Annotated in this window: 19 protein-coding genes; 16 read left to right on the plus strand and 3 right to left on the minus strand. The window is 61.9% G+C overall.

Annotated features, from left to right (window positions below; all coding sequences use genetic code 11):
* The first annotated feature begins 15 nt into the window (after window positions 1–15).
* From ACS5Q8_RS06220 to ACS5Q8_RS06290, 15 genes are all read left to right on the plus strand, one after another.
* Window positions 16–1638, plus strand: a complete 1623-nt coding sequence (locus tag ACS5Q8_RS06220; protein ID WP_465159936.1) for a methyl-accepting chemotaxis protein — start codon at window positions 16–18, stop codon at window positions 1636–1638.
* Window positions 1638–2150, plus strand: coding sequence for a chemotaxis protein CheW (locus tag ACS5Q8_RS06225; protein ID WP_276196811.1), 513 nt, complete (start codon window positions 1638–1640; stop codon window positions 2148–2150). The genes ACS5Q8_RS06220 and ACS5Q8_RS06225 overlap by 1 nt, the downstream gene beginning before the upstream one ends.
* The gene (locus tag ACS5Q8_RS06230) at window positions 2147–3406 is read left to right on the plus strand and encodes a CheR family methyltransferase (RefSeq protein ID WP_465159937.1); all 1260 of its coding nucleotides are present in this window, start codon (window positions 2147–2149) and stop codon (window positions 3404–3406) included. Before ACS5Q8_RS06225 ends, ACS5Q8_RS06230 begins: the two co-directional genes overlap by 4 nt.
* On the plus strand, window positions 3399–4100 hold the full coding sequence (locus tag ACS5Q8_RS06235) for a chemotaxis protein CheW (protein WP_276196813.1): 702 nt from the start codon (window positions 3399–3401) through the stop codon (window positions 4098–4100). The genes ACS5Q8_RS06230 and ACS5Q8_RS06235 overlap by 8 nt, the downstream gene beginning before the upstream one ends.
* On the plus strand, window positions 4097–6382 hold the full coding sequence (locus ACS5Q8_RS06240) for a hybrid sensor histidine kinase/response regulator (RefSeq protein WP_465159938.1): 2286 nt from the start codon (window positions 4097–4099) through the stop codon (window positions 6380–6382). The genes ACS5Q8_RS06235 and ACS5Q8_RS06240 overlap by 4 nt, the downstream gene beginning before the upstream one ends.
* Window positions 6379–7389, plus strand: coding sequence for a chemotaxis response regulator protein-glutamate methylesterase (locus tag ACS5Q8_RS06245; protein WP_426099581.1), 1011 nt, complete (start codon window positions 6379–6381; stop codon window positions 7387–7389). Before ACS5Q8_RS06240 ends, ACS5Q8_RS06245 begins: the two co-directional genes overlap by 4 nt.
* A gap of 51 nt (window positions 7390–7440) precedes the next feature.
* Window positions 7441–8442 carry a response regulator gene (locus ACS5Q8_RS06250; protein WP_247402806.1) on the plus strand — a complete coding sequence of 334 codons (1002 nt, stop codon included), beginning with the start codon at window positions 7441–7443 and terminating at the stop codon, window positions 8440–8442.
* A gap of 240 nt (window positions 8443–8682) precedes the next feature.
* Window positions 8683–9778, plus strand: a protein-coding gene (gene prfB / locus ACS5Q8_RS06255; RefSeq protein ID WP_247402803.1) for a peptide chain release factor 2 whose coding sequence is annotated in 2 segments (ribosomal slippage) — window positions 8683–8754 and window positions 8756–9778 — 1095 coding nt in all. Because the reading frame shifts where the segments join, the coding sequence is not laid out codon by codon here.
* A 70-nt stretch (window positions 9779–9848) separates the two neighbouring features.
* Window positions 9849–11351: a lysine--tRNA ligase gene (gene lysS, locus ACS5Q8_RS06260; RefSeq protein WP_247402801.1), complete on the plus strand. Its 1503-nt coding sequence runs from the start codon at window positions 9849–9851 to the stop codon at window positions 11349–11351.
* Window positions 11352–11457: 106 nt separating this feature from the next.
* Window positions 11458–12174: a TetR/AcrR family transcriptional regulator gene (locus ACS5Q8_RS06265; RefSeq protein WP_443693796.1), complete on the plus strand. Its 717-nt coding sequence runs from the start codon at window positions 11458–11460 to the stop codon at window positions 12172–12174.
* Between the two features lie 15 nt (window positions 12175–12189).
* Entirely contained in the window at window positions 12190–12738 is a 549-nt protein-coding gene (locus tag ACS5Q8_RS06270) for a hypothetical protein (RefSeq protein ID WP_276196817.1), read from the plus strand.
* Window positions 12739–12759: 21 nt separating this feature from the next.
* Window positions 12760–14037: a flavohemoglobin expression-modulating QEGLA motif protein gene (locus ACS5Q8_RS06275; RefSeq protein WP_276196818.1), complete on the plus strand. Its 1278-nt coding sequence runs from the start codon at window positions 12760–12762 to the stop codon at window positions 14035–14037.
* A 167-nt stretch (window positions 14038–14204) separates the two neighbouring features.
* On the plus strand, window positions 14205–15110 hold the full coding sequence (locus ACS5Q8_RS06280; RefSeq protein ID WP_465159939.1) for an alpha/beta hydrolase: 906 nt from the start codon (window positions 14205–14207) through the stop codon (window positions 15108–15110).
* A complete protein-coding gene (locus tag ACS5Q8_RS06285; protein ID WP_247402792.1) occupies window positions 15107–15433 on the plus strand; it encodes a PA3694 family proteiin in 327 nt (108 codons plus the stop codon). Before ACS5Q8_RS06280 ends, ACS5Q8_RS06285 begins: the two co-directional genes overlap by 4 nt.
* Before the next feature lie 119 nt (window positions 15434–15552).
* Window positions 15553–15837, plus strand: a complete 285-nt coding sequence (locus ACS5Q8_RS06290) for a hypothetical protein (RefSeq protein WP_247402790.1) — start codon at window positions 15553–15555, stop codon at window positions 15835–15837.
* Between the two features lie 54 nt (window positions 15838–15891).
* Here ACS5Q8_RS06290 and lptF read toward each other — a convergent pair whose 3' ends face one another.
* The 3 genes from lptF to ACS5Q8_RS06305 form a co-directional block, all read right to left on the minus strand.
* Window positions 15892–16677, minus strand: a complete 786-nt coding sequence (gene lptF, locus ACS5Q8_RS06295; protein ID WP_276196819.1) for a lipotoxin F family OmpA-related lipoprotein LptF — start codon at window positions 16675–16677, stop codon at window positions 15892–15894.
* Between the two features lie 56 nt (window positions 16678–16733).
* A complete protein-coding gene (locus ACS5Q8_RS06300) occupies window positions 16734–17159 on the minus strand; it encodes a DUF4398 domain-containing protein (RefSeq protein ID WP_247402785.1) in 426 nt (141 codons plus the stop codon).
* 284 nt (window positions 17160–17443) lie between these two features.
* Window positions 17444–17788 carry a pilin assembly protein gene (locus ACS5Q8_RS06305; protein ID WP_276196820.1) on the minus strand — a complete coding sequence of 115 codons (345 nt, stop codon included), beginning with the start codon at window positions 17786–17788 and terminating at the stop codon, window positions 17444–17446.
* 197 nt (window positions 17789–17985) lie between these two features.
* Here ACS5Q8_RS06305 and ppc point away from each other — a divergent pair, with 197 nt between their 5' ends.
* Window positions 17986–20631, plus strand: coding sequence for a phosphoenolpyruvate carboxylase (ppc, locus tag ACS5Q8_RS06310; RefSeq protein WP_276196821.1), 2646 nt, complete (start codon window positions 17986–17988; stop codon window positions 20629–20631).
* Window positions 20632–20641: the final 10 nt, after the last annotated feature.

The raw sequence follows: 20641 nt of genomic DNA on the forward strand, positions 1-20641 counted from the left end.
CCTCGAGGAAACACTGTGAAGAATTGGACCTTGCGCCAGCGGATTATGGCGAGCTTTGCGGTCATTATCGCGATCATGCTGCTGATGGTTGTGGTGTCCTACTCACGGTTGCTGAAGATCGAAGCCAGCCAGGAATCGGTCCGTGACGATGCGGTGCCGGGGGTTTACCTCAGTTCGATGATCCGCAGCGCATGGGTCGACAGCTATTTGCTGACCATCGATATCATTGGTCTGCGCGCAGATAAAACCCTTACCAGTGCCGATAAGACCGACTTCAAGTCCTTCGAAGCGCGTATTGAACAGCAGATGGCCAACTACGAAAAAACCGTCAACAGCCAGGCTGATCGCATGGAGTTCGATAACTTCAAGGCGGCGCATATCAACTACAACAATGCCCTCGTCGAGGTGCTGGCGCGCATCGAAGCCAATGACCTGCCGGGTGCGAACGTCTTGCTCGAAGAGCAATTGACGCCGATCTGGATCGAAGGGCGCATGAAGCTCAATGACATCATCACCGAAAACAAGGGAGTGTCTGACCTCGCCACGGCGGCCATCGACGAGTCGGTGCTGTCGGCCAAGATCAGCATGGCGGTGTCGCTGATCATCGCCATCTTCGCCGCCGGCCTGTGCGGCCTGCTGTTGATGCGCACAATCATCGCGCCGATGAAGCGCATCGTCGAGATCCTCGACACCATGCGTACCGGTGACCTGAGCAAGCGCTTGAACCTTGCGCGCAAGGACGAATTCGGCGCTGTCGAAACCGGCTTCAACGACATGATGACCGAACTGACGGCCCTGGTGTCCCAGGCCCAGCGTTCGTCTGTGCAGGTCACGACCTCGGTCACCGAGATTGCCGCCACTTCTAAGCAACAACAGGCCACGGCCACGGAAACCGCCGCAACTACCACCGAGATCGGCGCCACTTCGCGGGAGATCGCTGCCACTTCCAAAGATTTGGTCCGTACCATGACCGAAGTCTCCACCGCCGCTGACCAGGCCTCGGTCGCCGCCGGTTCCGGCCAGCAAGGCTTGGCACGCATGGAAGAAACCATGCACTCGGTGATGGGCGCTGCCGAATTGGTCAACGCCAAGCTGGCGATCCTTAACGAGAAGGCCGGCAACATCAACCAGGTGGTGGTCACCATCGTCAAGGTCGCCGACCAGACCAACCTGTTGTCCCTCAACGCCGCCATCGAGGCCGAGAAAGCCGGTGAGTACGGCCGCGGCTTTGCCGTGGTGGCCACCGAAGTGCGCCGCCTGGCCGACCAGACCGCCGTCGCCACCTACGACATCGAGCAGATGGTGCGCGAGATCCAGTCGGCGGTGTCTGCCGGGGTGATGGGCATGGACAAGTTCTCCGAAGAAGTGCGCCGGGGCATGTTCGAAGTGCAGCAAGTGGGCGAGCAACTGTCGCAGATCATCCATCAGGTCCAGGCCCTGGCGCCGCGGGTGTTGATGGTCAACGAAGGCATGCAGGCCCAGGCCACCGGTGCCGAGCAGATCAACCACGCGCTGGTGCAATTGGGCGATGCCAGCAGTCAGACGGTCGAGTCCTTGCGCCAGGCCAGCTTTGCCATTGATGAACTGAGCCAGGTTGCGGTCGGTCTGCGCGGCGGCGTGTCGCGCTTCAAAGTCTGATGAGCGACCTCGCGGCTAAACACGGCGCCGTCCCGGCAGCGAAAAAGGCGTTGTTCCTGGTGTTCCACATCGGCGACCAACGTTATGCCCTCAAGGCCACGGAAGTGGCCGAGGTACTGCCGCGCCTGCCGCTCAAACCCCTCGCCCATGCACCGCTGTGGGTGGCGGGCATCTTTGCCCATCGCGGCGCGATGGTGCCGGTTATCGACCTCAGTGCCTTGACCTTCGGCAAGCCGGCCCAGGCGCGGACCAGTACGCGGCTGGTGTTGGTCAACTACAAACCTGAGCCCTGGCTCGAGGCGCGTTGGCTGGGGCTGATTCTGGAGCAGGCCACCGAAACCCTGCGTTGCGACCCGGCGCAATTCAAGCCATACGGTCTGGACAATCCCCAGACGCCCTACCTGGGGCCGGTGCGCGAAGATGCCTTGGGTTTGATGCAATGGATCGGCGTCGCGGATCTGCTCACCAACGAAGTGCGCGCCTTGCTGTTTTCTGCCGAGCCGAGCCTATGAGCAACGACCCGCGCTTCTTTGCCTTCTTGAAAGAACGCATCGGCCTGGATGTGGCCTCGGTGGGCGAAGCCATCATCGAACGCGCCGTGCGCCAGCGCAGTCACGCCGTAGAGGCCCAGACGGCGGATGAGTACTGGCACCATCTGCAGCGCTCCCACGACGAACAGCAAGCGCTGATCGAAGCGGTGATCGTGCCCGAGACCTGGTTTTTTCGTTACCCCGAATCCTTCGCGACCCTGGCCCGCCTGGCCAAGGCGCGTCTGGCCGAGATCAACCAGTTGCGCGCGCTGCGCATTCTCAGCCTGCCCTGTTCCACCGGCGAAGAACCCTATTCGATCGCCATGGCCTTGCTCGATGCTGGCCTGGCGCCGCACCAGTTCAAGGTGCAGGGCATGGACGTCAGCCCGTTGTCGGTGGAGCGTGCCCTGTGTGGCGTGTATGGCCGCAACTCGTTTCGCGGCGGCGACCTTGAGTTTCGCGACCGCCACTTCACCGAGCAGGTCGATGGCTATCGCATCGACGACCGCGTGCGCGAACAGGTGCGCCTGCAAGTCGGCAACCTGCTCGACCCAGGGTTGCTCGCCAATGAGCCGAGCTACGATTTTGTGTTTTGCCGCAACCTGCTGATCTATTTCGACCAGCCGACACAAAAACAAGTGTTCGAAGTGCTCAAGAACCTGACTCACGTGGACGGCGTGCTATTTATCGGCCCGGCCGAAGGCAGCCTGTTGGGGCGGCATGGCATGCGCTCGATCGGCGTGCCGCAGTCGTTTGCATTCAGCCGACACACCGAGCCGGTCAAGCCTGAGCCGGTCTTTGTGCCGATGCCCGTGCCCCCGCCTCGGCACAGCGTCGCACCGATCCCGCCCAAGCCGCGCCCGTTCAGTACGCTCAGCGCGCAGGTGGTGCCGATCAGCGCGCCGCCGTCGGATGCTAGCGACCTGCTCAGCCAGATCGCGATCCTGGCCAACGAAGGCAAAAGCGCCGAAGCCCGTGCCGCCTGCGAACGCTATTTAAGCCAACATCCGCCGGCCGCCCAGGTGTTTTACTGGTTGGGGCTGCTCAGCGATGTGGCCGGCAGCGCCCTGGACGCCCAGGGGTTTTACCGAAAAGCCTTGTACCTGGAACCGCAGCACCCGCAGGCCCTGATGCAACTGGCCGGGCTGCTCGAAGCCCAGGGCGACACTGCGGGGGCGCGCCGTTTGCAGGCGCGAGCCGCGCGTAGCGAGCTGACAGTGAGCAAAAACCATGAGTAGCCCCAACGCGCTCGACACTGCAGGCCTGGACCTGACGATAGCCGACGCCCAGGCCATCGACGATTGCTGGAACCGTATCGGTATTCACGGTGATAAGTCCTGCCCGTTGCTGGCGGACCATATCCACTGCCGCAACTGCTCGGTGTACTCTGCCGCCGCCACCCGCTTGCTGGATCGCTATGCGTTGCAGCACGACGATCGGCGCCCGGTCGCCGCTGCCGAAGCGGGCGAAGACATCCTTACCCGTTCCCTGCTGATATTCCGCCTCGGCGAAGAATGGCTGGGGATCGCCACCCGCTGCCTGGTGGAAGTGGCGCCGCTGCAACCGATTCATTCCCTGCCACACCAACGTTCCCGCGCATTGCTTGGCGTGGCGAACGTGCGCGGTGCGCTGGTGGCGTGCCTGTCGCTGGTGGAGCTGTTGGGCCTGGACACCACCGGCCACGGGCCCCCCGGCGGGCGTATCATGCCGCGCATGTTGATCATCGCCGCGCAGGACGGCCCGGTGGTGGTGCCGGTGGACGAAGTCGAAGGTATTCATGCCATCGACGAGCGGACGTTGACGGCGGCGTCAGCCTCCGGCACCCAGGCCAGCGGCCGCTTCACCCAGGGTGTGTTGCAGTGGAAGGGCCGCAGCCTGCGTTGGCTGGACGAGGCTCAGTTGCTGTCTGCCGTGACCCGGAGCCTCACATGACCCCCGACCAGATGCGCGATGCCTCGCTGCTGGAGTTGTTCAGCCTGGAAGCCGATGCCCAGACCCAGGTACTGAGCGCGGGCCTGCTAGCCCTGGAGCGTAACCCGACTCAGGCTGACCAGCTCGAAGCCTGCATGCGCGCTGCGCACTCGCTCAAAGGCGCGGCGCGGATTGTCGGGGTGGACGCCGGGGTTAGCGTGTCGCATGTCATGGAAGATTGCCTGGTCAGCGCCCAGGAAGGTCGCCTGTATCTGCAACCGGAGCATATCGACGCGTTGCTCCAAGGCACCGACCTGTTGATGCGCATCGCCACGCCTGGCAATACCGTGGGGCCGGCGGATGTCGAAGCGTATGTGGCATTGATGGAGCGCCTGCTCGACCCGTCGCAGCCAACCGCCAAGGTTGCGCCGCAGTCCGCGCCTGCCCCTACGCCTGCGCCCGCCCCGGTGATCGAAGCGCTGCCCGCCGAACCCGAGCCTGCGCCGCCCCTCGGTAGCGAGCCGCCGCGCCAGAACAAACGCATGACCGAAGGTGGCGAGCGCGTCCTGCGTGTGACCGCCGAGCGCTTGAACAGCCTGCTGGACCTGTCGAGCAAATCCCTGGTGGAAACCCAGCGGCTCAAGCCTTACCTGGCCAGCCTGCAACGCCTTAAACGTATCCAGGGCAACGGTGTGCGTGCGCTTGACCACCTCGACGGCCACCTCAAGACCGTCGGCTTGAGCCTGGAGGCCCAGGAGGCCTTGGCCGATGCCCGCCGCCTGCTGAGCGAAGCCCAGGCCCTGCTGGCGGAAAAAACCGTCGAGCTCGATGAGTTCGCCTGGCAGGCAGGTCAGCGCGCCCAGGTGCTTTACGACACCGCGCTGGCCTGCCGCATGCGCCCGTTTGCCGATGTGCTCGCCGGCCAGGCGCGCATGGTGCGCGACCTCGGCCGCAGCCTGGGCAAGCAGGTACGCCTGGAGATCGAGGGCGAAAAGACCCAGGTCGACCGCGACGTGCTGGAGAAACTCGAAGCGCCGCTCACCCACTTATTGCGCAATGCCGTCGACCACGGCATTGAAGCGCCCGAGCAGCGCCTGCTGGCGGGCAAACCGGCCGAAGGCTTGATCCGCCTGAGAGCCTCCCACCAGGCGGGTTTGCTGGTGCTGGAGCTGAGCGATGACGGTCACGGCGTCGACCTCGAACGCCTGCGTGGCACGATCGTTGATCGGCACCTGTCGACCCAGGAAACCGCTTTGCACCTCAGCGAGGAGGAGTTGCTGACGTTCCTGTTCCTGCCGGGCTTCAGCCTGCGCGACAAGGTCACCGAAGTGTCCGGGCGCGGCGTCGGCCTGGATGCGGTGCAGCATATGGTCCGCCAACTGCGCGGCGCGGTGGTGCTGGAGCAAGCGCCGGGGCAGGGCAGTCGCTTCCATTTGGAAGTGCCGTTGACCCTGTCGGTGGTGCGCAGCCTGGTGGTGGAAGTCGGCGAAGAAGCCTATGCCTTCCCGCTGGCGCATATCGAGCGGATGTGCGACCTGGCGCCCGACGACATTGTGCAGCTCGAAGGCCGCCAGCATTTCTGGCATGAAGGCCGGCATGTCGGCCTGGTCGCCGCCAGCCAGTTGTTGCAGCGCCCGCCGGGGCAAGGAAATGAAGAGATGTTGAAGGTGGTGGTGATCCGCGAACGCGATGCGGTGTATGGCATTGCCGTGGAGCGTTTTATCGGCGAGCGCACGCTGGTGGTGCTGCCGCTGGATGATCGGTTGGGCAAGGTCCAGGATATTTCCGCCGGCGCGCTGCTGGACGATGGCTCGGTGGTGTTGATCGTCGACGTCGAGGACATGCTGCGTTCGGTGGACAAACTGCTCAACACCGGTCGGCTGGAGCGTATCACCCGGCGCAGCCAACAGGCCGTCGAAGCCCCGCGTAAACGGGTGCTGGTGGTGGATGACTCGCTCACCGTGCGTGAGTTGCAACGTAAATTGCTGCTTAATCGGGGTTATGAAGTGGCCGTCGCCGTCGATGGCATGGACGGCTGGAACGCCTTGCGCTCCGAAGACTTCGACCTGCTCATCACTGACATTGATATGCCTCGTATGGACGGGATCGAATTGGTCACACTCTTGCGCCGTGATACTCGCCTGCAATCGTTGCCGGTGATGGTGGTGTCCTACAAGGATCGCGAAGAAGACCGACGCCGTGGACTCGACGCCGGCGCCGACTACTATTTAGCCAAAGCCAGTTTTCACGATGACGCCCTGCTTGACGCCGTGGTGGAACTGATCGGAGACGCGCGGGCATGAGGATTGCGATCGTCAATGACATGCCCATGGCGGTGGAGGCGTTACGCCGCGCCGTGAGCTTTGAACCCGCGCACCAGGTGGTGTGGGTGGCCAGTAATGGCCTGGAAGCGGTGCAGCGCTGCGCCGAATTGACCCCGGACCTGATCCTGATGGACCTGATTATGCCGGTGATGGACGGCGTGGAAGCCACTCGGCAGATCATGGCCCAGACCCCGTGCGCGATTGTGATCGTCACCGTCGACCGCCAGGCCAATGTCAGCCGAGTGTTCGAAGCCATGGGGCACGGCGCTCTGGATGTGGTGGATACGCCGGCCCTGGGCGTCGGTAATCCCAAGGACGCCGCCGCGCCGTTGTTGCGCAAGATCCTCAATATTGGCTGGCTGATCGGCCAGCGCGGCAGCCGTGTGCGCGCCGAAACCGCGCCGCCGCGCAACACCGGCAAACGCCAGAGCCTGGTGGCGATCGGTTCTTCGGCCGGCGGTCCGGCGGCCCTGGAAATCCTGCTCAAGGGCTTGCCCCGGGACTTTCCCGCCGCCATTGTGCTGGTCCAACATGTGGACCAGGTGTTCGCCGCCGGCATGGCCGAGTGGCTGAGCAGCGCTTCCGGCCTGCCGGTGCGCCTGGCCCGCGAAGGTGAGCCACCACAAAGCGGGGTGGTGCTGCTGGCCGGTACCAATCATCACATCCGCCTGTTGAAAAATGGCACGCTAGCCTATACCGCCGAGCCGGTTAACGAGATTTACCGGCCGTCCATCGACGTATTTTTCGAAAGTGTGGCCAGCCACTGGAATGGTGATGCCGTCGGCGTACTGCTGACCGGCATGGGCCGCGACGGAGCCCAGGGGCTCAAATTAATGCGAGAACAAGGATATCTGACCATCGCCCAGGACCAGCAGAGTTCGGCGGTGTATGGCATGCCCAAAGCAGCGGCGGCGATTGATGCTGCTGTTGAAATTCGCCCACTGGACAGAATTGCGCCCCGGTTGCTGGAGGTATTTTCAAAATGATCGATACCCTCGGCGATGCTGGCTTGCAGGTGGTAATTCAGGTGACTGCACATGAGTGATTTACAGATCGACGGCATCAAGACCGACGAAAATGCCGCCATGGTGTTATTGGTGGACGACCAGGCCATGATCGGCGAAGCCGTGCGGCGCGGCCTGGCCCATGAAGAAAACATCGACTTCCACTTTTGCGCCGACCCGCACCAGGCCATCGCGCAGGCGATCCGCATTAAACCTACAGTGATCCTGCAGGACCTGGTGATGCCCGGCCTGGACGGCCTGACGCTGGTGCGCGAATACCGCAATCACCCGGCCACGCAGAACATCCCGATCATCGTGCTCTCCACCAAGGAGGACCCGCTGATCAAAAGCGCGGCGTTCTCGGCGGGGGCCAACGACTATCTGGTCAAGCTGCCGGACAACATCGAGCTGGTGGCGCGTATCCGCTATCACTCACGCTCCTACATGACCCTGTTGCAGCGTGATGCGGCCTATCGCGCGCTGCGCGTCAGCCAGCAGCAACTGTTGGACACCAATCTGGTGTTGCAACGCCTGATGAACTCCGACGGCCTCACCGGGCTGTCCAACCGCCGTCACTTCGACGAATACCTGGAGCTGGAATGGCGCCGGGCCATGCGTGACCAGGCCCAACTGTCGTTGCTGATGATCGACGTGGACTTCTTCAAGACCTACAACGATAGCTTCGGCCACGTCGAAGGCGATGAAGCCCTGCGCAAAGTCGCGGCCGCCATCCGCGAAGCCAGCAGCCGCCCTTCGGACCTGCCGGCGCGCTACGGCGGCGAAGAATTCGCCTTGGTACTGCCAAACACCTCGCCGGGCGGCGCGCGCCTGGTCGCCGAAAAACTGCGCATGGCCGTCGAAGCCCTGAAAATCCCGCACATCGCCCCGGCTGAGGGGGCGAGCCTGACCATCAGCATCGGCCTGTCGACCATGACGCCGGTGCAGGGCACCGATTGCCGGCAACTGATCATGGCGGCGGACAAGGGGTTGTATACGGCCAAGAACAATGGGCGCAATCAAGTGGGTATCGAGTAATTTGAGGCCCGTGCAGATCCAAATGTGGGAGGGGCGGTGCGACGACTCGACTTGCCCCCCGATGGCGGTGTGACAGTCACCTGGTGTAGGTGTGACACACCGCCATCGGGGGCACGCCCCCTCTCACAGTGGATATTCACTGTTCTTGAACCTGCCTTTTCGCCAAGCGGACTGCCGTTTGCGCCGGTTTGTCGTTATACTCGTCGGCTTTCAAAAGTTCGCCAACGAGTGCTGCCCGCCATGGAAATCAACCCGATCCTTAACACCATCAAGGACCTGTCCGAGCGCTCCGAAACTATTCGGGGGTATCTTTGACTACGATCAAAAGCATGAGCGCCTGACCGAAGTCAATCGCGAGCTTGAAGATCCGAGTGTCTGGAACAACCCTGAATACGCCCAGGAACTGGGCCGTGAGCGCGCTGCGCTGGCGCAAATCGTCGACACCCTGGACGAGTTGAACACCGGTCTGGCCGATTGCCGCGACCTGCTGGACATGGCTGTCGAAGAAAACGACGAAGGCGCAGTAGGCGATGTCGTCGCCGAGCTGGCCCGTCTCGAGGAAAACCTCGCCAAACTTGAATTCCGCCGCATGTTCAGCCACGAAATGGACCCGAACAACGCCTACCTGGACATCCAGGCCGGTTCCGGCGGCACCGAAGCACAGGACTGGGCCAACATCCTGCTGCGCATGTACCTGCGCTGGGCCGACAAACGCGGTTTCGACGCAACCATCATGGAACTGTCGGCCGGTGAAGTCGCCGGCATCAAAGGCGCGACCGTGCACATCAAGGGTGAATACGCCTTCGGCTGGCTGCGTACCGAGATCGGCGTGCATCGTCTGGTGCGCAAGAGCCCGTTCGACTCCGGCAACCGTCGCCACACCTCGTTCAGCGCGGTGTTCGTCTCGCCAGAGATCGACGACAAGGTCGAAATCGAGATCAACCCGTCCGACCTGCGGATCGACACCTATCGCTCCTCCGGTGCCGGTGGTCAGCACGTAAACACCACCGACTCGGCTGTACGTATTACCCACGTGCCGACCAACACCGTGGTCTGTTGCCAGAACGAGCGTTCCCAGCACGCGAACAAGGACACCGCCATGAAAATGCTGCGGGCCAGGTTGTACGAGCAGGAAATGCAGAAACGTAACGCCGCTTCCCAGGCGTTGGAAGACACCAAGTCGGATATCGGCTGGGGTCACCAGATCCGTTCTTATGTTCTGGATGCGTCGCGGATCAAGGATCTGCGTACTAACATCGAGCGCAGCGACTGCGACAAGGTGCTCGACGGCGATATCGACGAATACCTGGAAGCCAGCCTCAAATCGGGGCTGTAAACCGCCAGCCCGACCTCAAGTCCCCCGTCAGTGGCGGGGGCAACGAACCTGTGATGGAAAATTTAAAGACATGAGCGACCAACAACTCGACCCGCAAGCCCTGCAACAGGAAGAAAACTCCCTGATCGCCCTGCGCAAGGAAAAGCTTGCTGCCGAGCGCGCCAAGGGCAATGCCTTCCCCAACGACTTCCGCCGCGATGCCTACTGCGAAGACTTGCAGAAGCAGTACGCGGACAAGACCAAGGAAGAGCTGGCAGAGGCTGCGATCCCGGTCAAGGTGGCAGGTCGCATCATGCTCAACCGTGGCTCGTTCATGGTGATCCAGGACATGTCCGGGCGCATCCAGGTCTACGTCAACCGCAAGACCCTGTCGGAAGAAACCCTGGCCGCCGTGAAAACCTGGGACCTGGGCGACATCATCGCCGCCGAAGGCACCCTGGCCCGTTCCGGTAAAGGTGACCTGTACGTTGAAATGACCAGCGTGCGCCTGCTGACCAAATCCCTGCGCCCGCTGCCGGACAAGCACCACGGCCTGTCCGACACCGAGCAGCGCTATCGCCAGCGCTACGTTGACCTGATCGTCAACGAAGACGTGCGCCACACCTTCCGCGTGCGTTCGCAAGTGATTGCCCACACCCGCGCCTTCCTGATGAAGCGTGACTTCCTGGAAGTGGAAACGCCGATGCTGCAGACCATCCCCGGTGGTGCCGCAGCCAAGCCGTTCGAAACCCACCACAACGCGCTGGACATGGGCATGTACCTGCGTATCGCGCCTGAGCTGTACCTCAAGCGCCTTGTTGTCGGCGGCTTTGAGAAAGTGTTCGAGATCAACCGCAACTTCCGTAACGAAGGCGTCTCGACCCGGCACAACCCAGAGTTCACCATGTTGGAGTTCTACCAGGCCTACGCCGACTACGAAGACAACATGGACCTCACCGAAGAACTGTTCCGCGAACTCGCGCAGCTTGTTCTGGGGACTACCGACGTGCCGTATGGCGACAAGGTGTTCCACTTCGGCGAGCCGTTCGTGCGGCTGTCGGTCTTCGACTCGATCCTCAAGTACAACCCTGAGCTGACCGCCGACGACCTGACCGACATCGACAAGGCCCGCGCCATCGCCAAGAAAGCCGGCGCCAAGGTGCTGGGCTTCGAAGGCCTGGGCAAGCTGCAGGTGATGATTTTCGAAGAGCTGGTGGAGCACAAGCTGGAACAGCCGCACTTCATTACCCAGTACCCGTTCGAAGTGTCGCCGCTGGCCCGTCGCAACGATGACAACCCGAACGTCACCGACCGTTTCGAACTGTTCATCGGCGGCCGCGAAATCGCCAACGCCTACTCCGAGCTGAACGACGCGGAAGACCAGGCCGAGCGCTTCATGGCCCAGGTGGCCGACAAAGACGCCGGCGACGACGAAGCCATGCACTACGACGCTGACTTCGTGCGCGCCCTGGAATACGGCATGCCGCCGACCGCAGGTGAAGGTATCGGCATCGACCGCCTGGTGATGTTGTTGACCAACTCGCCGTCGATTCGCGATGTGATCTTGTTCCCGCATATGCGGCCACAAGCGTAAGCGAAGCGAAATCCGAAGCCGCCTTTTATAAGGCGGCTTTTTTATGCGGCGTAAATAAGCGTCAAGCAAACAGCGCCAGGTTTTGATCTTTTCAAGGATGTGTGTCGTGAACCGCGTAATTGCTCAAGAAGGCGCCGCCGGCATTGCCGCTGCCGTGGTTGAAAGCGTCCAGTACCAGGGCCGTAAGGCCAGTCGTCGGGGCAGCGAGCAACGCAGGCAGGACATTCTCGATGCCGCCATGCGCATCGTGGTGCGTGACGGCGTGCGGGCCGTGCGCCACCGCGCAGTGGCGGCGGAGGCTGGGGTGCCCTTGTCGGCGACCACCTATTACTTCAAGGACATCGATGACCTGCTCACCGATACCTTCGCCCAATACGTCGAGCGCAGCGCCGCGTTCATGGGCAAGCTGTGGGTGCGTAACGAAGGCTTGCTGCGCGAGATGGTCGCGTATGGCGACGGCAGCCCGCAGTCGCGTTCGCAACTGGCCGATGACATTGCGCGGCTGACCGCCGATTACGTGCAGCGCCAATTGAGCAATCGTCGCGAGTACCTGATGGCCGAACAGGCCTTTCGCCAGGAAGCCTTGCTCAACCCGCGCCTGGCCGAGCTGGTGCGTTCCCACCAGCAGATCCTGCTGCAGGGCACCGGGCAGTTTTTCCAGGTATTGGGCTCGCGCGAGCCGCAACAGGATGCCAAAGTGTTGACGGCGATTATCGGTCGGATGGAATATCAGGGCCTGCTGGACGGCGCGGAGCCGCTGAGCGCTGACGAAATGCTTGAGATCCTCAAGCGTTACATGCATTTGGTGTTGGCCTCGGTCTGACACCGGGAGTGTCCAATGAAAGCCTGGCGTGTCGCGGTCATCGCCTTGTCGTTCCTTTTACTCAGCGGTTGCCTGGTGACCTTCAAGGAGCCGCTGCCGGCCAGTGAGGCGGCGCCTGCTGCGCTGTTGGGCCAATGGACGAGCAAGAATGCCTGGGGCGAGCCGCTCAACCTGCGGATCAGCCGCGTCGGCGAACACCGCTACAAAGCCGTGAGCTACCCTCAGGCCAAGCCTGGCCAGCGTGATGAGTACGTGTTCAGCGTCTCGCGCCATGGCAATCGCTGGTATCTGTCGGCGCCGTTGCCGGGCAAGTTCGGCGGGCATTACGTCCTGGCGGGGTTCGAGCTCGACGAAACGCACGAATTGGTGGTCTATAACCTCGACCTTGAGCAAATCCACCAGGCCATCGGGCAGCAGGCGTTGCACGGCAGCACCGTAGACACCGTGGAAGGTGCCGGCGTACTGGTCGACAGCCCCATGAACCAGGTGTTTGCCTACCTGGATGACCCGGCCAATGCCGATGTGTTCGTTGAAGCCGTGCGCTACCGGCGTGCGGACAAATAACGTTTAAAGAGGAAGTACCGGGTGGACGATTACCAGCAGACGATACGCAGCTTGTCCGATCGCATTGTGCTGGCGCAAACACCGATCCGCGTCCTCGATGCGGTGAAATGGGACGAGAACATTCGCCAGGGTTTCCTCAAGGGCAAGGGCAAGGTAATGCCGGCGGTGGACCGCGATTACTACCTGAACCGGCCACTGTCGTTCGATTCGAGCGCGGTAAAGCTGGAGTTTCAGAACATCGAGCGCGACATCACCCGCCGCCTCGGCCAGTTCAGTCCCGTGGGCCAGATCATGCGCCGCATGTGCCGGGAGTACCGCATGGTGGTGCGCATGCTCGAAGCACGTGGTACCGAGGATTTCGGCCTGATTTCCCAGGAGCTGTACGGCGCCGCCTCCGATGCCTTCCACGCTGGCGATCCGACCCTGGCGGACCTCGGCCTGATGCTGTCCGACTACTTGAACAATATCGACGGCCGTGGCGACCTGAAGGACGAGGCCAAGACCCTCACCGCCAAGGACGCGGTCAGCCTGCTGCAAACCCGCCTGAACAAGGTGTTTGGCGAGGCCGAAGAAACCATCCGCGTGTTCGAGTCCGACGGGATCGTCGCCGACGCTGCGGCGGGTGCCGACTACATCAAGATCCGCGCCGATGCGATGTTCAACGACCGCGACGTGCGCGCCCTCGAAGTGCATGAAGGCCTGGTGCATGTGGGCACCACCCTCAACGGCCAGAACCAGCCGATCTGCACCTTCCTGTCCAAGGGCCCGCCATCGTCCACCGTGACCCAGGAAGGCCTGGCGATCCTGATGGAAATCATCACCTTTGCCTCCTACCCGAGTCGCTTGCGCAAGCTGACCAACCGCACCCGCGCGATCCACATGGTGGAAGAGGGCGCCGACTTCCTGCAGGTGTTCGACTTCTTCCGTGAACAAGGCTTTGAAATGGCCGAAAGCTACGGTAACGCCAGCCGGGTGTTTCGCGGCTCGGTGCCGAATGGTCTGCCGTTTACCAAGGATTTGTCCTACCTCAAGGGCTTTATCATGGTCTACAACTACATCCAGCTGGCCGTGCGCAAAGGCAAGCTGGAACAAGTGCCGTTGCTGTTCTGCGGCAAGACCACCCTGGAAGACATGCGCACCCTGCGTCAGTTGGTCGACGAAGGCCTGGTGGTGCCGCCCAAGTACCTTCCGGAGCAGTTCCGGGACATGAACGCACTGGCGGCGTGGATGTGCTTCTCCAACTTCCTCAACCATTTGAGCCTGGATCGGATCGAGGCGGATTACTCCAACATCCTGTAAAGGCTGAACTGACCCAACCGGTTCAACAAGGTAGGAGGGGGCTTGCTCCCGATAACGGTGTCAGTAAATGCAACTGTGACTGACCCACCGCCATCGGGGCCAAGCCCCCTTCCACAGTTGGACCTGCACGCGCCTGAACATTTCGACGATCAGCGAGGCTTCAACGGATGAGAATCCTCGGCATTCTTTGCCTGCTACTCACACTGAACGGTTGCAGTTCCCTGCTGTTCTACCCGGAGCCCGGCTTGCCGTTCACGCCGCAAAAGGCGCACCTGGAATATCGCGACGTCACGCTCACCACTGCCGACGGCGTCAAGCTGCATGCCTGGTGGTTGCCGGCCAAACCCGGGGTGCCGCTCAAGGGCACGGTGCTGCACCTGCACGGTAACGGTGGCAACCTGGCCTGGCACCTGGGCGGCAGTTGGTGGTTGCCGGAGCAAGGCTATCAAGTCCTGTTGCTGGATTATCGCGGCTATGGGCTGTCGCAAGGCAAGCCATCGTTACCGGCGATCTATCAGGACGTCGACGCGGCTTTCAGTTGGCTCGACCAGGCGCCTGAAACCCAGGGCCAGGCGTTGATCGTCCTCGGCCAAAGCCTGGGCGGCGCGCTGGCCGTGCATTACCTGGCAGCCCACCCGGAGCGGCAGACCCAACTCAAGGCCCTGGTGCTGGACGGCGTGCCCGCCAGTTATCGTGACGTAGGACAATTCGCCCTGAGCACCTCCTGGTTAACATGGCCGTTTCAAGTGCCCTTGTCTTGGCTGGTGCCCGACGCCGACAGTGCGATCAATGCCATGCCCCAGTTGACCGGGGTGCCGAAACTGCTGTTCCACAGCCTGGATGACCCCATCGTGCCGCTGTCAAATGGCATTCGTTTGTATCAGGCCGCGCCTGCACCCAGGGTGTTGCAACTGACCCGCGGCGGCCATGTGCAGACCTTTGCCGACAAGACCTGGCAAACTGTGATGCTGCGTTATCTGGATGACCCGCTGCATTTCAACGGCCTGCGCCGCCTGGGCGAAATTCCGAATTACCCTATTCCTAAAGTTGACTCATCAGAGAGCCCGCAATGAGCGAAGAACGCAACATGATCCCGCTGATCCTCACCGGCATCGGCACCATCATCGGCACCGTCGGTTGCCTGTGGTTTTATGGCTACCTGCATTTCGCCAAACCGGACGATGCGTTGCTGCTCAGCGACTTCACCATGCTCAAGACCGTGCCTGGCGAGGACTACAAGATCTCCCTGACCCCGGCGGCGCAAGTGGCGCAATGCGTCGATGGCGTGCTGGTGATGTTCGATACCGAGCAAAAAGGCCTCAGCGGTGTGCTGGTGAACAACAAAAAGCAGGCCGTGCGTTGCGTGGGCCAGGAAACCCCGCAGTTGCAGCAGTAGCCAGTTGCGGGCAGTACCGTCCGGCTTGAAATTCCTGGAACCGTTTTGCGTAAGACGCCACTGATTGGCTTGTCAGCGTTGCTGATAACAATCCTTACGAAAAAATCCGGGAGAGCGCAATGGCTATCAGTGCAATCGATAGAGCGATGGGCATGGTCAATGGGCAGAACCGCCTTGATCAGGGTGGCTCGCAAGAGGCTGGTCAGCAGCAGGGGAAGATGGAACCTGAGCTGATCAAGAAGCTTCTGGACATGTTGGCAGGTGCTGGTGCCGGCGGTTCTCAGGGCGCTGGCGGTTCCGGCGGACAGCCGGATATGGAGCAACTGAACAAGATGATGGGCGGTCGCCAAGGCATGCAAGCGATGATGCCGGACAGTGATAACGGTCGTAAGATCGGCGGTTGATAGGCAAAAAAACCCCACCGTTCAGGTGGGGCTCTTGTTTCCAGCATCCATCAATCAGTAAGCGACGGACGAACGTGGCTTGACTGGCTGGTTGTCGTTGGAAATGGTCACTTCTACGCGGCGGTTCATGGCGCGGCCCGACACGCTGCCGTTATCGGCAACCGGGTATTCCTTGCCATAGCCCTGGGTCACGATGCGTGAAATGTCCACGCCTTGCTGGGCCAGTGCGCGCTGTACGGAGGCCGCACGGCGCTCGGACAGGCTCTGGTTGTACGAATCGGAACCGGTGCTGTCGGTGTAGCCTTCGACGATCACTTTACGGTCCGGATTATCGCGCAGGAACTGCGCCAGCTTGGCGATATTGACCATGCCGTTGGGGTTCAGGTCGGACTTGTTGGTGGCAAACAGCACGTCACCAAAGGTCACCAGGGTGCCGCGCTCGGTCTGCTTGGCGTTCAGGCTGTCTTGCAGTTGCTTGATCTGCGCATCACGGGCATCGAGCAGGGCGCGGGCGCGCTCGTCACCGGCGTTTTTCAACTTGGCTTCGGATTCGCGCAGCGCGATGGTGTCTTTGGCCAGTTCAACGCGCTGGTTGGTCAGGTACGCCAACTGGTCGACTTTCTTCTGGTCTTCCTTGTCGCGGTAAGCCTTGTCCGCCTTGTCCAGCCATTCGCTGGCGTCCTTGGTTTCCAGGGCCGCTATCTTGGTGGCTTGCGGGTTGGCTTGCAGGGCCGAGAAGTTGGTCCGTGCATTTTCCAGGTTCGCGTTCGGCGGGGTGGAGCAAGCCGCCAGAGCAACGCTCATCGCCAGCAGGGCAGGGATCATCAATTGTTTGCGCATAGTCGTGTCGTCCTTTCAATTCGATATCAGGTGCGATGCAGCCAAGGGGCGGCGCCTTATTTCTGCTGGATAGCGGCCGGGCGCATGCCTTCCTTGCGCAGCTCGTCAACCGCTTTCTGGGAGTCCTTCACCGCCAGTTCGGCCTTGGCGGCCTGGGCCTTACGCTCAGCGACGCGGGCGTCCCACTCGGCTTGCTCGGCCAGGCGACGGGCTTCGTCATAGTTCTTGTCGTGCATGGCGATTTCGGCTTGCTTGAGCTTGTCCTGGGCCGACTTCATTTCCACGGCGGCAAACTCGGTGCCGCCGGCGCTGACGGCGCTGTTGACCGCAGACTGGGTCACGGCGTATTGCTCGGTCGGTGGGTTCCCGGCGCAGCCCGCGAGGACGAAGCTGGTGCCGATTGCCAGCGCGGCCAGTTTGAGCCCGCGCAGGTGGTTAAACGTGGATTTGGCAGTGCTGGTCTTCATCGTTTTCAACTCCATTGGATAACGCCTCAAAAACATCAAAGTCCATCTCACTGGTCAGCGGCTGCGGGCCCGGCGGTAAAGCGCGAAACGCCTATTCAAACGGCCGTTCCAAGTGATGGCTTACTGGCTGTGACCTGGGGATTTTTTCAAAAGTTCAGTGAAGATGGCGATTTGCCAAAAAAAATACCTGACTAAATGGTCAGTACTTTTTGGCTTGAACTTTCGCCGCGCGCAGAGGTACTCCGGGCCCTTGTGAGGCCCGGAAATACGTGGGATGAAGAGTGTTTAAGGACGGTTTGTCAGTGCTTCGGTTCGTCGGCACTGGCCGACATGTCGTGCAGATAGCGGCGCGACAACGTCAGAAAGCGCGGCGTAGGGCCAACGTCTTCATACAGCGGATCGCCCTCTTCGTCGGTGGCAATCACATGCTGGCCCTTGATGTACGGAAAGCTGGCTTCCAGCTCTTCAAGGGCGGCGCCGATCAGCTCGCCGAGCAACTCTTGTGGATGGCGCTTGGGGTACATATCTGCAATGGCCGCCAGCCTGGCGGCGGATTCCACGTCCAGATGGATCGCGTACTCCGTCTTGGTCAGGTGACCCTTGGCGTTTTCTTCCCAATGCTGGGCCAGTTCTCGAATTTTCATGGCAACCTCAATAAAACCCACGGTAACGGGCGGTGATGAGTGACCAGCCGCCTACGTGGATAAACACGGCGGCTCAATATTCAGACTAGCTGTAAGCCACAAGGTTTAACGTCGTTTGTGGTTGGCCTTGTCAGACAGTGACGCGAGCGGCACTCTGAAGGACTGCGCGTCCCGGATTTCTGCCTGGAGATTGGCTGATGAGTGATATCGATGCACGTTTGCGTGAGGATGTTCACCTGCTGGGTGAACTGTTGGGCAACACGATTCGAGAGCAGTACGGCGATGATTTTCTCGACAAGATCGAGCAAATTCGCAAAGGCGCCAAGGCTGACCGCCGTGGCGCGGCGGCCGAGCAGGCGGCGGGCGAGGAACTCAGCGCCAGTCTGAACCAGTTGCAGGAAAACGAACTGCTCCCCGTCGCCCGGGCCTTCAACCAGTTCCTCAATCTGGCCAACATCGCCGAGCAGTATCAGTTGATTCATCGGCGCGATGAGTCGCAACCGGCGCCCTTCGAATCGCGGGTGTTGCCGGAGTTGTTGGCCCGCCTGCAACGCGAAGGCCACAGCAATGAATCCCTGGCCCGTCAGTTGGGGCGCCTGGAGATCGAGCTGGTCCTCACTGCCCACCCCACTGAAGTGGCCCGTCGCACCCTGATCCAGAAATACGATGCGATTGCTGCGCAGTTGGCACTGAAGGATCACCGTGACCTCACCACGGCCGAGCGCGAGCAGATCCGCGAGCGCCTGCAACGGCTGATCGCCGAAGCCTGGCACACCGAAGAAATCCGCCGTACCCGGCCTACGCCTGTGGACGAAGCCAAATGGGGCTTCGCAGTGATCGAGCACTCGTTATGGCAGGCGATCCCGAATTACTTGCGCAAGGCCGACCATGCGCTGTACGCCGCGACCGGCCTGCACCTGCCTTTGGAGGCGGCGCCGATTCGCTTCGCCTCGTGGATGGGCGGCGACCGTGACGGCAACCCGAATGTCACCGCGCCGGTCACCCGCGAAGTCTTGCTGCTGGCGCGCTGGATGGCGGCCGATCTGTACCTGCGCGATATCGATCACCTGGCCTCGGAGCTGTCGATGCAGCAGGCCAGCCCGGCGTTGCAAGCCAAGGTTGGCGACAGCGTCGAGCCATATCGCGCGCTGCTCAAGCAACTGCGTGATCGCCTGCGTGCGACTCGCCAATGGGCCCACGCGTCGTTGAGCGCGGGCATCCCGGCGCCGGCGGATGTGTTGCAAAGCAACCGCGACCTGCTGGACCCGCTGGAGCTGTGCTACCAGTCGCTGCATGAGTGCGGCATGGGCGTGATCGCCGATGGCCCGTTGCTCGATTGCCTGCGCCGTGCGGTCACCTTTGGCCTGTTCCTGGTGCGGCTGGATGTGCGCCAGGACGCCAGCCGCCACACGGCGGCGATGACCGAAATCACCGATTATCTCGGTCTGGGTCGTTACGAAGACTGGAACGAAGAGATGCGCATCAGCTTCCTGATGAAGGAACTGGCCAATCGTCGACCGCTGCTGCCGGGCTATTTCAAACCGTCGGCCGATACCGCTGAAGTATTGAACACCTGTAGGGAAATCGCCGCCGCACCGGCCGCGTCCCTGGGTTCGTATGTCATCTCGATGGCCGGTGCCGCGTCGGATGTGCTCGCGGTGCAACTGCTGCTCAAAGAGTCGGGCGTGCAACGGCCGATGCGTGTGGTGCCGCTGTTCGAAACCCTGGCCGACCTCGACAACGCCGGCCCAGTGATCGAAAAACTGTTGCTGCTGCCGGGTTACCGCGCACGGCTGCAAGGCCCGCAGGAAGTGATGATCGGCTACTCGGACTCGGCCAAGGACGCTGGCACCACCGCCGCAGCCTGGGCGCAGTACCGAGCGCAGGAACGCCTGGTGGATATCTGCCGCGAGCAACAGGTGGAACTGCTGTTGTTCCATGGCCGCGGCGGCACCGTTGGGCGAGGCGGCGGCCCGGCCCACGCGGCGATTCTGTCGCAGCCGCCGGGCTCGGTGGCAGGGCGTTTCCGCACCACCGAACAAGGCGAAATGATCCGGTTCAAATTCGGCCTGCCGGACATCGCCGAGCAGAACCTCAATCTGTACCTGGCGGCGGTGTTGGAAGCGACGCTGTTGCCACCGCCGCCACCGGAGCCGGCCTGGCGCCATTTGATGGATGAATTGGCAGCAGACGGTGTCAGCGCCTACCGCGCCGTGGTGCGGGAAAATCCGCAATTCGTCGAGTATTTCCGCCAGTCCACCCCGGAGCAGGAATTGGGGCGCCTACCTTTGGGCAGTCGCCCGGCCAAACGCCGTGCCGGCGGTATTGAAAGCCTGCGGGCGATCCCGTGGATCTTCGGCTGGACCCAGACCCGCCTGATGCTGCCCGCCTGGCTCGGCTGGGAAGCGGCGCTGAGCAAGGCCCTGGAGCGCGGGGAGGGTGAGTTGCTGGGGCAGATGCGCGAGCAATGGCCGTTCTTTCGCACCCGCATCGATATGCTCGAGATGGTGCTGGCCAAGGCCGATGCCGATATCGCGCGGCTCTATGACGAGCGTTTGGTGCAGCCGGAGCTGTTGCCGTTGGGTGCGCATTTACGCGACCTATTGTCGCAGGCTTGCCAGGTGGTGCTTGGCCTGACCGGCCAGTCGCAACTGCTTGCCCATAGCCCGGATACCCTGGAGTTCATCCGTCTGCGTAACACCTACCTCGACCCCTTGCACTTGTTGCAGGCCGAATTACTGGCGCGCTCGCGTCGCCAGGAAGCGGCGCAAGACAGCCCTCTGGAACAGGCGCTGCTGGTGTCCGTGGCCGGTATCGCGGCCGGCTTGCGCAACACCGGCTGAGGTTTTTTGC

This window comes from Pseudomonas sp. PAMC25584 (assembly GCF_058135675.1).